At 72.3% G+C, this 13,131-nt stretch carries 12 protein-coding genes; 8 read left to right on the plus strand and 4 right to left on the minus strand.

Annotation, left to right across the window (positions count from 1 at the left end; genetic code table 11):
* The first annotated feature begins 2 nt into the window (after positions 1–2).
* Positions 3–1,385, plus strand: a complete 1,383-nt coding sequence (locus BLU27_RS23750; protein ID WP_172805024.1) for a phytoene desaturase family protein — start codon at positions 3–5, stop codon at positions 1,383–1,385.
* Between the two features lie 101 nt (positions 1,386–1,486).
* Here the strand turns inward: BLU27_RS23750 and metF are convergent, their stop codons facing one another.
* Positions 1,487–2,410 carry a methylenetetrahydrofolate reductase [NAD(P)H] gene (gene metF / locus BLU27_RS23755; RefSeq protein ID WP_092655859.1) on the minus strand — a complete coding sequence of 308 codons (924 nt, stop codon included), beginning with the start codon at positions 2,408–2,410 and terminating at the stop codon, positions 1,487–1,489.
* A 49-nt stretch (positions 2,411–2,459) separates the two neighbouring features.
* Here metF and BLU27_RS23760 point away from each other — a divergent pair, with 49 nt between their 5' ends.
* On the plus strand, positions 2,460–3,650 hold the full coding sequence (locus tag BLU27_RS23760; protein ID WP_241827601.1) for a polyprenyl synthetase family protein: 1,191 nt from the start codon (positions 2,460–2,462) through the stop codon (positions 3,648–3,650).
* Between the two features lie 37 nt (positions 3,651–3,687).
* Here the strand turns inward: BLU27_RS23760 and BLU27_RS23765 are convergent, their stop codons facing one another.
* The 3 genes from BLU27_RS23765 to BLU27_RS23775 all read right to left on the minus strand — a co-directional run bounded on the left by BLU27_RS23765 (position 3,688) and on the right by BLU27_RS23775 (position 5,878).
* On the minus strand, positions 3,688–4,113 hold the full coding sequence (locus BLU27_RS23765; RefSeq protein ID WP_092655861.1) for a barstar family protein: 426 nt from the start codon (positions 4,111–4,113) through the stop codon (positions 3,688–3,690).
* Between the two features lie 113 nt (positions 4,114–4,226).
* Positions 4,227–4,676 carry an Rv2175c family DNA-binding protein gene (locus BLU27_RS23770; RefSeq protein ID WP_241827602.1) on the minus strand — a complete coding sequence of 150 codons (450 nt, stop codon included), beginning with the start codon at positions 4,674–4,676 and terminating at the stop codon, positions 4,227–4,229.
* Positions 4,673–5,878 carry an NAD(P)/FAD-dependent oxidoreductase gene (locus BLU27_RS23775; RefSeq protein ID WP_241827603.1) on the minus strand — a complete coding sequence of 402 codons (1,206 nt, stop codon included), beginning with the start codon at positions 5,876–5,878 and terminating at the stop codon, positions 4,673–4,675. The genes BLU27_RS23770 and BLU27_RS23775 overlap by 4 nt, the downstream gene beginning before the upstream one ends.
* Before the next feature lie 111 nt (positions 5,879–5,989).
* On the opposite strand from BLU27_RS23775, the gene BLU27_RS23780 reads away from it, so the two are divergent.
* The 6 genes from BLU27_RS23780 (at position 5,990) to BLU27_RS23805 (ending at position 13,111) form a co-directional block, all read left to right on the plus strand.
* The gene (locus tag BLU27_RS23780) at positions 5,990–6,799 is read left to right on the plus strand and encodes a class I SAM-dependent methyltransferase (RefSeq protein WP_092655863.1); all 810 of its coding nucleotides are present in this window, start codon (positions 5,990–5,992) and stop codon (positions 6,797–6,799) included.
* A gap of 241 nt (positions 6,800–7,040) precedes the next feature.
* Positions 7,041–9,011, plus strand: coding sequence for a Stk1 family PASTA domain-containing Ser/Thr kinase (gene pknB / locus BLU27_RS23785; protein ID WP_157728779.1), 1,971 nt, complete (start codon positions 7,041–7,043; stop codon positions 9,009–9,011).
* 191 nt (positions 9,012–9,202) lie between these two features.
* Positions 9,203–10,042, plus strand: a complete 840-nt coding sequence (locus BLU27_RS23790) for a deoxyribonuclease IV (RefSeq protein WP_197681973.1) — start codon at positions 9,203–9,205, stop codon at positions 10,040–10,042.
* 128 nt (positions 10,043–10,170) lie between these two features.
* Entirely contained in the window at positions 10,171–11,043 is an 873-nt protein-coding gene (locus tag BLU27_RS23795; protein ID WP_172805026.1) for a DMT family transporter, read from the plus strand.
* 166 nt (positions 11,044–11,209) lie between these two features.
* On the plus strand, positions 11,210–12,169 hold the full coding sequence (locus tag BLU27_RS23800; protein ID WP_241827605.1) for a carbohydrate ABC transporter permease: 960 nt from the start codon (positions 11,210–11,212) through the stop codon (positions 12,167–12,169).
* Positions 12,170–12,214: 45 nt separating this feature from the next.
* Complete coding sequence (locus BLU27_RS23805) at positions 12,215–13,111, plus strand: carbohydrate ABC transporter permease (protein WP_172805027.1); 897 nt, start codon at positions 12,215–12,217, stop codon at positions 13,109–13,111.
* The last annotated feature ends 20 nt before the right edge of the window (positions 13,112–13,131 follow it).

The following is a 13,131-nucleotide window of genomic DNA, read 5'->3' on the forward strand; positions in this document are numbered from 1 at the left end:
GCGTGGCACAGGTGGTGGTTGTCGGTGGCGGCCTGGGCGGACTCGCGGCGGCGGCCCGGCTGGCCAAGCTGGGCCACGACGTCTGCCTGTGCGAGGCGACGGAGCGGCTCGGCGGCGCGGTGGCGACCATGGAACGCGACGGCTTCCGGTGGGACCTCGGGCCGGGGACGATGACCCTTCCGGCGACCGTGCGCGACCTGTTCCGCAAGTCCGGCCGTCCCCTCGAACGCGTCCGTACCCTCCTGCCGGTGTCCACACCCCGCCGGCACGTCTTCGCCGACGGAACGACCCTCGACCTGCCGGTGGAGAGCCGGTCGGGTCAACGGGACGCCCTCGAGGCGGTTCTCGGCCCGGCCGCGGCGACCGCGTGGGAGAACACCGTCGATGACCTGACCCCGGTGTGGGAGGTGCTGCGTACCCGGGCGCTGGAGGTGCCCTTCGGCGGTGGGCGTGCGCTGGGTGCCGCCGGGCTGCGGACGATGGGGTACGGCCGGTCGCTGCGCGGGTTCGCGCGTTCCCGGCTGGCCGAGCCGAGGCTGCGGCAGGTGCTGGAGTACGCCGCGCTGCCCGACGGCGGTGCACCTGCCTCCCGGGCGCCCGCGTTCACCGCGGTGGCCGCCTACGTGGAGCGCACCTTCGGGTCCTGGTACTTCCCGGGCGGCTTCGCCGAACTGACCGCGGCCCTGCGCGACCGGCTGACCGAGCGCGGGGTGAGCGTGCGGCTCGGCGCCGAGGTCGCCGCGGTGACGACGGAACCGAACGCGGTCGGCGGCACACACACTTCGGTGACCGGCGTACGCCTGGCCGACGGTGAGACGTTGCCCGCACAGGTGGTGGTCGCCGACGTCGACGTGCGGACACTGGCCGACCGGATGCTGGACCGGCCGCCTGGGTCGCTGCGGCGCGGGGTGCGTTCCCTGCGCGTTCCGCCGCCCCGGCCGAGGCTGCTGCTCGGGGTTCGCGCCGACGGGGGCTCGCGCCTGCCGTACGAGACCGTCCTGCACCCGGCGCCCGGCTCGGCCGGGCCGCCGATCGTGGTCCGTGCTGCCCCCGACGAGGGGGCCGCGCCAGAGGGACACCAGGCGGTCAGCGTGTGCGCTGCAGGGGAGGTCGGCGCGGCCGCCGGGGAGGGCACGCCGGAGCTGCTGGACCTGCTCGCCGAGCGGGGCCTCGACCTGCGGGACCGCGTCGTCACCCGGGTGGTGGCCCCGGTCCCGTCGTACGGGCCCACCTGGCGCGGTGCGTGGCGCGGCCTCGGCGTACCTGCCAACCGCACCGACGTGGGCGGACTGTTCGTCGTCGGCGGGACGGCGCATCCCGGACCAGGAGTGCCGCTGGTGCTGCTCGGCGCCGCGACGGCCGTCCAGGAGATCGGCCGCGCCTAGGTCTGTCCTGAGCCAGCCGTCAACCGATGCTTGCGTACGGGCGTACGCCGTCGGCACGCGTCGGTTGACGAGCACAGGTGCGACCGCGCGGCGCCGATGCCTCAGGGCACGCGGACGACCGGCCCGACCACGTTGGCGTAGATCTCGCGGGTGGCCGTGGACCGGTTGAGGGTGTAGAAGTGCAGGCCGGGTGCTCCCCCGTCGAGCAGCTTCTGGCACAGGTCGGTGGCAACCTCCACCCCGATCGCACGGACGGCCGCCGGATCGTCCTCGACCGCCAGCAACCGCTCCGCGAGGGCGGGCGGGAACGCCGCACCGGACAGCGCCGCGAACCGCTGGATCTGCCGGACGTTGGTCACCGGCATGATGCCCGGGATGATCGGCATCTCGCAGGACAGCCGTTCGGCCCGGTCACGCAGCGCGAAGTAGTCGTCGGCGTCGAAGAAGAACTGCGTCACCGCGAAGTCCGCGCCCGCGGCCGCCTTGGCGGCGAGGTACTCCGCGTCGGAGTCCAGGCTGATCGCCTCCGGGTGCCCTTCGGGGAACGCCGCCACACCCACGCAGAAGTCGCCGAGCTCGCGGACCAGCGTGACGAGTTCGTCGGCGTGGTCGAGCCCCTCGGGGTGCCGGATCCAGGGCTGGTTGGGCCCTCCCTCGGGGTCGCCGCGCAGCGCCAGGATGTTGTTGACTCCGGCGTCGGCGTACGCACCGATCACCGAACGCAGCTCCGCGCGGGAGTGACCCACACAGGTGAGGTGGGCGACCGGTGTCAGCGTCGTGTCGCTGGCGATCCGGGCGATGATCCGGACCGTGCGGTCGCGGGTGCTGCCGCCGGCGCCGTAGGTGACCGAGACGAACGTCGGCGCCAGCGGCTCGAGCTCGCGGATGGCCCGCCACAGCTGCTGCTCGCCCTGGTCGGTCTTGGGCGGGAAGAACTCGAACGAATACGAACGATCGCCGTCCGCGAGCAGCTCACGGACGGTTCGGGACGGACGGGGAGCGGTGAAGGCGGGCCCAGAAGCCATGCCGCCCAGGCTAGCGGTGCCGCACCCGCCTCCGTCTAGGCTGGCGCGCGTGCCGGACCCCACGCAGCCGCGTCGTGACCACGCCGACACCGGCGCTGTCCCCGAGCCGACCGCCGGTGATCTTGCTGTGCCGCCCATGTCCCCCATACCGTCCATGTCGCCCCTGACGCCCGGTGCCGAGGCCGACCTGGCCGCGCTGCGCGCCGGGGTCGACCGGGCGCTGGAGGTGTTCCTCGCCGAGCGCGCCGCCGAGCTGGACGACGTGGACGCCGAGCTTGGCATCCAGGGCGATCTCGTGGCGGAGTTCGTCGCGGGCGGCAAGCGGCTGCGGCCGGCGTTCGCCTATTGGGGCTGGCGGGGTGCCGGCGGCGACCCCGACGATCCGCGGATGATGGTGGCCGCGGCGTCGCTGGAGTTGCTGCAGGCCGCCGCCATCGTGCACGACGACCTAATGGACGCCTCCGACACCAGGCGTGGCCGGCCGTCCATCCACCGGCAGTTCGCCGCCCTGCACCGCGACCGCGGCTGGGAGGGGGCGGGCGAACGGTTCGGCCTGGGCGGGGCGCTGCTGCTCGGCGACCTGTGCCTGTGCTGGTCGGACGAGATGCTGCGCAAGTGCGGGCTTCCGCCCGAGCGGCTGCTTCCTGCGCTCGGCTACTTCGACACGATGCGCACCGAGGTGATGGCCGGGCAGTACCTCGACCTGGTTACGCAGTCCGCGGCCGACACGACGATGGCGCGGGCGATGCGCGTGGTGCGGTACAAGAGCGCGAAGTACACCATCGAACGCCCGCTCCACCTCGGCGGTGCGCTGGCCGGTGCCGGCGAGGACCTGCTCGCGGTGTACTCCGCGTACGGCCTGCCGCTGGGTGAGGCGTTCCAGTTGCGCGACGACGTTCTGGGAGTGTTCGGCGACCCGGCGGTCACCGGCAAGCCGGCCGGTGACGACCTGCGCGAGGGCAAGCGCACCGCGCTCGTCGCGAAAGCCCTGGAGACCGCGACCCCTGCCCAGGTGGAACGCTTCCAGCGGTGGTTCGGCGACCCGGAGCTGGACTCCCGGGGAGTCGCCGAACTCCGCGAGATCATCGTCTCCACCGGTGCGCTGGCCGCGGTCGAACGCCTCATCACCGACCTCACCGCGCAAGCGTCGCAGGCCCTCGACAAGGCGCCGTTGACAGCCGACGACGCCCGCACCGCGCTCGCCGGCCTGGCCAGGGCGGCCACGCAGCGCACCGGCTGACGCGCCGGCGCGAACCACGCCCCGGCGTGCGGGCCGATCACTCCCAGGTGGGTACGTCGAGCACCGGCCCGGGACCCGCGACGACCACGGTCAGCACGCCCTGCTCCCGGTCGGCGGCACGGGTGGCGAACTCCGCCAGCGCGAGCTCGGTCGCCTGCGGGTTCAGCTCCGCGAGTCCGGCCCAGCCCTGCCACCACAACACCACGCCGTGCTCGTGGCCTACTTCGGCGAGCAGTTCGGCGAACGCGTCGAAGCTGCGGCCGAGGTAGGCCGGGAAGCCCAGGGTCTTGGCCACCGCGTCCAGCAACCCGGCCTTGTCGACGACCGTCGTGGTGTCCAGGTCGACGAAGTGCCAGCCCGCCTGGTCGACGACCGCCTTCACCTTGGCAGTGGGTGGCGCCGCCGGCCAGCGGTAGACACCTGGGGTGAGCTCACCGGCGAGCAGCAGGTCCAGCTGCGACATCGGCGACTCCTTTCGCGCTCTGCTGCATGTCGTGGTCTGCCTGTCTCCCGGGCCCGGTCACCTCGGTCCAGGGCGCGACCCGACGGTGTGTCAGGGCGTGTCTCGAACACGCCCTAGAACGCGAGCACCTGCGCGTGCCGGCGTACTTCCTTGATCCGGTTGTCGGCCAGCGCGTCGATCGGCCGCGTCTGCAGCCCGTCGTCGACGGAGAACAACCAGCGCACGGTCTCCTCCGCGTCGAAGCCACCGTCGTGCAGGACGGTGAGCGTGCCGGTGAGGCCCTTCAGGATGTGGTCGCCGTCGAGGAACGCCGCAGGGATGTGCAGCGCACCGCGCTCACCGTGCGGAACGGCGAGAAGCTCGCCCTCGCGCAGCAACTGGCGGACCCGGCTGACGTTGACGCCGAGGCGCTCGGCAACTTCGGGGAGGTTCAGCCACTCCGGTACGAGGCTGTCGACGTCGGCCGGGCTCCCCTGCCCGGCCTGATCCGGCCGGCCGGCCCGCTCCGGGTGCTCGGTGCGCTCCGACGGCTCCGTCTGCGTGATCGACTCGTTCTTCCTCACCCTGCAGAGCCTGCCACGCACGACTTGACGCTAACCGCTGGGTCCGCCAGCAGCGCGGGGTCGACGGCCGCGCCGGACTCGGCGATCCGGCGGCCGGCCACGAAGTCACGTGGCTGGTCGACGGCCAGGACGGCCGCCACCCGGGCGTCCTGGTCCAGCCAGAAGACCGACCACCGGTCGTCGGTGGCCGGGTCACCGCGCCACACCAGCCGGGTGCCCGGGAGGTCCGGCAAACCGGCGTACTGCACCATCCGCCCGAACTGCTCACTCCAGACGTACGGAACCGGGTCGTACGCCTGCGCACCGCCGAGCAGGTTGGCGACCGCCACCGCCGGTGCGCGCAGCGCGTCGTCCCAGTGCTCACCACGCACCCGCGCCCCGTAGCGCGGCGACCAGCGGGCCGCGACGTCACCCACCGCGTACACGTCGGGCCGGCCCGCGGCCAGGTCGGCGCCGACCACCACGCCGCGGTCCAGTTCCAGGCCGGAGCCGGCGAGCCAGCCGGTGGCCGGCCGCACACCGACACCGACGAGCACGACGTCGGCGCGCAGGGTGGTGCCGTCGGCGAACTCGACGGCGTTCGGCCCGACGGCGGCCACCCGGTGGTGGAGGAGGAGGTCCGCACCGGCCTCGGCGTACCACGGCGCCAGGTGCCGCCCGACCTGCGGAGGCAGCGCGTGCGCGACCGGGGTCGGCGCCTGCTCCACGACCGTGACCCGGCAACCGAGTGTCCGGGCGGCGGTGGCGACCTCGGCACCGATCCAGCCGGCGCCGACGATGACGACGGCCGCGCCCGGCCGCAACGCCGCCCGCAGCGCGTGGGCGTCGTCGTGAGTACGCAGGTAGCGGGCGCCCTCGCCGGGCAGGACGACCGGCTCGGCGCCGGTGGCGAGGACCAGCCCGTCGAAGTCCAGGTCGGGGCCGGACGCCTCGCCGGGGCCGGCCGTCTCTACGACGTCGCCGCGCAGCCGGGTCGCGCGGACGCCGGGCCGGAAGTCCACCCGCAGCTTCTCCGGGTCGAACGGCAGCGCCGAGTCGTCGGACTTCCCGGACAGGATCGCCTTCGACAGCGGCGGCCGGTCGTAGGGTCCCCGCGACTCCGCGCCGACCAGGGTCAGCTCACCGGCGTACCCCTGTTCACGCAGGCCGACGACCGTGCGCAGCCCGGCCAGCCCGGCTCCCACCACCACGACTCGTTCCACCCGTCCGACCCTAGCGTCGCGCAGTAGGCGCGCTCGGCTCACTCGCCGCGACGGCGTGCTTGGGCCGCGCGGGGCGGTCCTGGAGCGTGCCGACACTCCTACGCTGGGCCGATGACCCATCACACGACCGTCGGCCCGGCCGTGGACCGGGGCGTGCTCACCGGCGAGGAGTACGCCGACGCCTCCCGGCTGGCCGACCGCATCTCCCTCTACGCCTGGCAGCGGCCGCGGCTCGACATCGGCGGCGCCGTCCTGGAGCGGCTGCGCGACCTGCCCGGGCCGGGACCGGTGCTGGACGTGGGGTGGGGTACCGGCGCGCTGACCCGCCGGTTGCGCGCGGACCGGCCCGACCTGCGGGTGATCCCCGTCGACCTCTCGGCAGGGCTGCGCCCGGAGGTGGTGGCCGAGGTGGACCGGCTGCCGTTCGCCGACGGCTCGGTGGGCGCGGTGCTGGCGATGTACATGCTCTACTACGCGGCCGATCCGGCGAACGCGGTGCGCGAGCTGCGGCGGGTGCTCCGCCCGGGCGGGCGGCTGGTGGCCGGCACGAACGCCGCCGACGACAAGCCGCAGTGGGCGCGACTGTGGACGGACACCCTGCGGGACCTGGGCGTCCGCGAGCCGCCGCCGTACGACCGGGGCGACGCCCGCTTCGACCTCGAGCGGGGCGCCGAACTGGTGCGGGAGGTGTTCGGCGCGGTCGAGGTGTACGACCACCGGCACGAGATCGCCGTACCCGAGGCCGGGCCCGTCCTCGCCTACCTGCACAGCACCCGCGGGCGACAGGCCCGGGCGCTGCCGAACGGCCTGACCTGGGCGGACTTCCGGTCCGCCGCGTCCGGCCGAATCCAGGCCGAGGTCGAGCGGTCCGGCGCGTTCGTGATCACCGGCCACACCGGGATTCTGACCGCCGTCGCGTGACGCCCAGGCGTGGCGGACCCGGTCGTGAGCGCTGCTGTCGTACAGTCTGCTGTCACACGGAAGCGCGGCGGGCGCCATGGCGTACGACACAACGCGGGGGAGATGACGGGCGCCACGGGGCGATGGCGGGCGAGCCCGGGCGAGGCCGGGTGTAGCGGGCAGTCGGCGCGGCCTGCCGCCCTTCTCACCTGAGGTCCTTACACTCGTGACGTCCGAACAGCCATCCCAGCGAGGCCTCTGCGTGGACGTCACGGTCAGCGATCCCCTGGTCGGTCGCCTGCTCGACGGCAGGTACCGCGTGGGACGACGCGTCGCCCGAGGCGGCATGGCCACCGTCTACGAGGCCGTCGACACCCGTCTCGACCGCACCGTCGCGGTCAAGATTCTGCACGCCGGCCTGGTCGAGGACGCCGACTTCGTCCGGCGGTTCCAGCGCGAGGCACGGTCGGCGGCCCGGCTCTCCCACCCCCACGTGGTGGCGGTGTTCGACCAGGGCGCCGACGGCGGCACGCCCTACCTCACGATGGAGTACGTCGCCGGCCGCACGCTGCGTGACGCGCTGTACGACGAGGGGCCGCTCTCGCCAGAGCGGACGCTGGACCTGCTCGACCAGGTGCTGCAGGCGCTCGCCGCGGCCCACGAGGCCGGCATCGTGCACCGCGACGTCAAACCCGAGAACGTCCTGCTCGGCCGCGACGACCACGGCGACGTGGTGAAGGTCGCCGACTTCGGCCTCGCCCGGGCGGTGTCCGCGGCCACCAACACCTCCACTCACGGGCTGCTCATGGGTACGGTCTCCTACCTTGCGCCCGAGCAGGTGACCCACGGCACCGCCGACGCGCGCGCCGACGTCTACGCCGCCGGGATCATGGCGTACGAGATGCTGGTCGGCTCCAAGCCGCACGAGGGCGACTCGCCGATCCAGGTGGCGTACAAGCACGTCAACGAGGACGTACCGGAGCCGTCGAAGTCCGTGCCCGGCATCCCGGCGTTCCTGGACGCTCTGGTGCTGCGGGCGACCGCCCGCGACCCAGCGGTCCGGCCCGCCGACGCCCGCGTCTTCCTCCGCCACGTCCGCCGGGCGCGCACCGCGCTGCGCGACGGCGTCGACGACCCGGAGCTGACCCAGGACCTCACGGCGTTCCGTCGGCCGGCGCAAGCTGCCGCCGAGCACACCCTGATCGCGCCGCTGGAACAGATCCGGGCCGCCTCGAAGGCCGCGTTGTCACCATCGGTCGCCCTCCGTCCGGACCGGCTCGACGACGGGAAACCCGCCGACTACGCGGACGTACCCGAACCCCACGAGCCGGAGTCGCCTTCGCGGGCGTGGTGGCTGCGGGTGCCGGTCGTCGGCGGCCTGCTCGCGGTCCTCCTGCTGGCCGGCGGTCTGACCTCCTGGTTCGCCGGCATCGGACCGTTCACCAGGGTGCCGCCGGTGGTCGACGTGGCCCAGAAGAAGCTGCCCGGCCTGGCCGAGCAGTCCGGGGTGAAGTTCGTGGTCGCCGGTCAGGTCTACAGCGAGAACGTACGCAAGGGCCACGTCGTCCGGGCCGCACCGGCGCCGCGTGCACGTACCTGGCGGGGCGGGCCGGTCCAGGTGTGGATGTCCCTGGGGCCTGAGGTCCACGACGTACCCCGGCTCGCCGGGGCCTCCGAGGACCGCGCACGGCAACTGCTCAGCGAGGCCCGGCTGCGGGTCGAGGAGGTGCAGACCGCGTTCAGCGACACCGTCGGCGCCGGGCGGATCATCTCCACCTCCCCCGAGGCCGGCACGCCGCTGCGCCGGGACGGCGCGGTGACGCTGGTCGTCAGCAAGGGCCGGGAGCCGGTCGACCTGCCGCCGGTGGCCGGAATGCCGTACGACGCGGCGAACTCCACGCTCACCGCGCTGGGGCTGAAGGTCGCCCGCACAGACGCCTTCTCCGACCAGGTACCGCCCGGTGCGGTGATCGGGCAGCAGCCGCAGCCGGGCCGGGTCTTCCGGGGCGACACGGTGCACGTCACGGTGTCGAAGGGGCCGGAGTTCGTACCCGTCCCGTCAGTGGCCCGGATGCCGGTGGCCGAGGCGCAGTCGAAGCTGGCCGCCGCCGGGTTCAAGGTGCAGGTGACGCGCAACCCCGTCTTCGTCGGGCTGAACGTCGTGGTGAACCAGACGCCGGCCGGAAACGCTCGCGCGCGCGTCGGCTCGGTCGTCGTACTGGACATCGTCTGAACCACCGGCGGTCAGCCGACCGGCCGGTCTGTGCGGGTGGGCCCGTCTGAGAAGGTGGGCCGGTGGCATCCTCTGCTTCCCCGGACGCACCGGCCCGCCCCGCCAGGTCTGCCGGCGGCGGGTCTGCCCGGGCCCGCGCCGCGGCGACCGCGCGAGGTCCCCGGGCCCGTGCCCGGCGACCCCTCTCGCCGATCGGCAGCCATCTTCCGGTGGGTCCCGGGCTGGCGAGAGGCGCCTTCCGTACGGCGGTGGACATCGGCGCCGAGGCGCTGCAGGTCTTCGTCGGCAACCCGCGCGGCTGGGCGCGGGCCGCGGGTGATCCCGGGCAGGACGAGGCGTTCCGCTCCCTGTGCGCGGACGCCGGGATGCGTGCGTTCGTCCACACGCCGTACCTCGTGAACTTCGGCTCCCCCACGCCGGCCACGCTGGAACGCTCGGTCGACATCGTGGCGCACAACCTCGTCCGCGCGTACGCCATCGGCGCCGAAGGTGTCGTCGTGCACACCGGTTCGTGCGTCGCCGAAGGCAGCCGCGAGGTCGCGATGCGGCAGGTACGCGAGTCGCTGCTGCCGATCCTGGACGCGTTGCCCGAGGACGCTCCGTCGCTGCTCCTGGAACCCGCCGCCGGTCAGGGGCAGTCGCTGTGCTCGGGGGTGGACGACCTGCCGGCCTACCTCGCCGCGCTGGACGGGCATCCCCGGCTGGGTGTGTGCCTGGACACCTGCCACGTGTTCGCCGCCGGGGCGCCGCTGGACGCACCGGGCGGCACGACGGAGACGCTGGACCGGCTGGTCGCGCTGACCGGGCCGGACCAGCTGCGGCTGGTGCACGCCAACGACTCCAAGGACCCCCGCGGCAGCTTCCGCGACCGACACGAACGCATCGGGCGGGGACAGATCGGCCCGCGGGCGTTCGAGGAACTGTTGCGCCATCCGGCCGTGGCCGGCGTACCCGTCGTCGTGGAGACTCCCGGCGGCGTCGAGGCTTCCCGTGAGGACATCGCCGCGCTCAAACGTGTGAGGGGGCGGTGAGCGGCGGCCCAGACCGCGGCACCGGCAGCAGCACAGACCGCAGAATCGGCGGACCTGACCGCGCCGCCGCGCCGTCCCCCCACTCCGGTCGACCCGACGGGAAGTACGGGAGCGGACCGGGCGGTGCGGTGCCGAAACTGGCCGTGCTCGGACTGCTCGCCGTCACCGCGTCCTGGGGTTCGACGTTCTTCCTCATCAAGGACGTGGTCACCCGGGTTCCGGTGCCGGACTTCCTCGCGGTGCGGTTCGCCGTCGCCGCCGTCGTGGGTGTCTTCGCCGCACCGACGCTCGCCCGGCTCGGCGCCGCCGCGTGGCGACGGGGCGCCGTGCTCGGTCTGCTCTACGGACTGGCCCAGATCCTGCAGACCGAGGGCCTGGCGCACACCTCGGCATCGGTGTCGGGGTTCGTCACCGGGATGTACGTCGTACTCACGCCGGTTCTGGCCGGGGTGTTGCTCCGCCACCGGATCGGGCGCGCCACCTGGCTCGCGGTGGCCCTGGCCACCGCCGGGCTGGCCGTCCTTGCCCTGCGTGGGTTGGCGTTCGGTCCGGGCGAGCTGCTGACCCTGCTGTCCGCCGGGTTGTACGCCCTGCACATCGTCGCCCTCGGCGCGTGGACCAACCAGCGGGACGCGTTCGGCCTGTCGGTCGTGCAGCTCGGCGTCATCGCCGTGGTGTGCGGCGTCGCCGCCGCCCCGGGCGGTATCACCGTGCCGGACCGTAGCGGCGACTGGCTCGCCCTGCTCTACATGGCCCTGATCGCCGGCGCGTTCGCCCTGGTGACCCAGACGTGGGCGCAGGCACACCTGCCGCCGACCCGGGCCGCGGTCATCATGTGCATGGAACCGGTGTGGGCGTCGGCGTTCGCGCTGGTGTTCGGCGGGGAGTCCCTGACCGTACGAATGGTGGCCGGTGGCGGACTCATTCTGGCCGCGATGTACACCGCCAAACTCGCGCCGAGGCGCCGACTCCCTGCGGAGACCCCTCACCTGCCGGTTTGAGACCGAGGTGTTACAGGGCTGCGTCGGTAAACGTGTACCGGTGCCCTAGCATCTGCGCCAACATCTGGATGATCATCGTCTGGGAACGTTCCCAGACTGCCCGCCGGGGCGTGTCCGGAAGGAGGTCGACGGTTCGGCGTCATCCCCACTCACCGGAGGCACCACCTTGTCAGTCAGCACCCAAGACGCGCTGGGCACCGGCTCACCGGCCCGGCGGAGCAGCACCTCGTCGCGGTCGGCCTGGACACCGCGCGACAAGGCAAATCTCAGGAAGGGTCTGATCTTCATCGGCCCATGGATCGTGGGGACCCTCGCGTTCGTGGTCTTCCCGATCTTCTACTCGCTGATCATCAGCCTCACCAAGTACAGCGGCATGCAAACCCCGCAGTGGGTCGGGCTCAGCAACTACACGCGGATGTTCCAGGACCCCCTGGCCTGGACGTCCATCTTCAACACGCTGTTCTACTCCGGATGGGCGGTGCCGGTCGGGCTCGTCGTCGCCCTGCTCCTCGCGCTGGCCATGAACCGCAGTGTCCGGGAGGTGGCGGTCTACCGCACCATCCTCTACCTGCCGTCGCTGGCGCCCATCTTCGCGATGTCGTTCATCTTCATCGTGCTGGTCAACCCGGGTACCGGCATCGTCAACCAGGCCATCGCGTTCTTCGGTGGCCAGGAGCGCGACTTCCTCGGTGACCCGACCACGGCGAAGATCGTCATCGTGGCGATGGCCCAGCTCGGTGCAGGCAACGCCGCGCTCATCTACCTCGCCGGCCTGAACAACATCCCGCAGACGCTGTACGAGGCCGCCCGCATCGACGGCGCCAGCTCGTTCCAGTCGTTCTTCCGCATCACGCTGCCGCTGCTCACCCCGTCGATCCTGTTCAACCTGATCACCGGGATCAGCGCGGGTCTGCAGGTGTTCACCCAGGCCTACATCCTCACCGGAGGCGGGCCGAACAACGGCACGTTGTTCTACATGCTCTACCTCTACCGCAACGCGTTCAGCTACGCCGACCTCGGCTACGCCTCCGCGCTCGCGGTCGTGCTCTTCCTCATCGGGGTCGTGCTGGCCCTGCTCGTCTACCAGGTCTCGCGACGCTTCGTGAACTACGAAGTCGCCTCCTGACCGCGGGCTCCCCATCACGAATCCCGACGCTGCGAAGGACTCTCCATGACCACACAAACCGATACACCCGGTGCGCGCTACGGCGGCTCCGGCCCAGTGATGTCGGCCCGCGAGCGCACGGCGCGCACCGTGGGGGACCGCATCGGCGTCCGGGTCTTCCTGGTCGCGATGTCGGTGCTGTTCCTGCTGCCGATCTACTGGATGATCATCACCTCGCTCAAGTCCAACGAGGAGCTGGGGATCACCCCGGCGACGTTGTTCCCGCACGTGTTCCACTGGGGCAACTACGTCGAGGCGTTCAAGGCGTTCCCGTTCGCGACGTACTTCGGCAACTCCCTGCTCATCACGGTGCTCAGCGTGATCGGCTCGATCATCTCCAACCTGATCGTCGCCTACGGTTTCTCCTGCATCGAATGGCGCGGACGGGACAAGCTGTTCTACGTCGTGCTCGCCACGCTGTTCATTCCGTTCCCGATCGCACTCATCCCGACGTTCGACCTGTTCGCCTGGCTGCACTGGATCAACACCCTGCTGCCGCTGGTGGTTCCCAACTTCCTGGGCAGTGCGTTCTTCATCTTCCTGCTCCGGCAGTTCCTGCTGCAGATTCCGCGTGAGCACCTGGACGCGGCGCGCATCGACGGTGCGAGCGAGGCGCGCATCCTGTGGCAGGTGGTGTTCCCGATGGCCCGGCCGGCGGTCGCGGCGGTGGCCATCTTCACCGCCGTCGGTGCGTGGAACGACTTCCTCGGGCCGCTGCTCTACCTCCAGGACGAGGCGAAGCAGACGCTGGCCATCGGTATCCAGGCGTTCCGCAGCACCCACGACGTGCAGTTCAACCTGCTGATGGCCGCGTCGTTGATGATTCTCGCGCCGTTGGTGATTCTCTTCTTCGCCGCGCAGAAGTACTTCATCCGCGGCATCACCCTCGGGAGCTTCAAGTGAGCGAGAAGACGCTGAACGAG

The organism is Actinopolymorpha singaporensis (assembly GCF_900104745.1).
Classification (GTDB): domain Bacteria; phylum Actinomycetota; class Actinomycetes; order Propionibacteriales; family Actinopolymorphaceae; genus Actinopolymorpha; species Actinopolymorpha singaporensis.

Coding starts and splice junctions, on each gene's coding strand:
- metF (WP_092655859.1), bottom strand. CDS start 2,410: ATGGCTTCTGGGCCCGCCTTCACCGCTCCCCGTCCGTCCCGAACCGTC.
- BLU27_RS23765 (WP_092655861.1), bottom strand. CDS start 4,113: ATGTCGCAGCTGGACCTGCTGCTCGCCGGTGAGCTCACCCCAGGTGTC.
- BLU27_RS23780 (WP_092655863.1), top strand. CDS start 5,990: ATGACCCATCACACGACCGTCGGCCCGGCCGTGGACCGGGGCGTGCTC.
- BLU27_RS23805 (WP_172805027.1), top strand. CDS start 12,215: ATGACCACACAAACCGATACACCCGGTGCGCGCTACGGCGGCTCCGGC.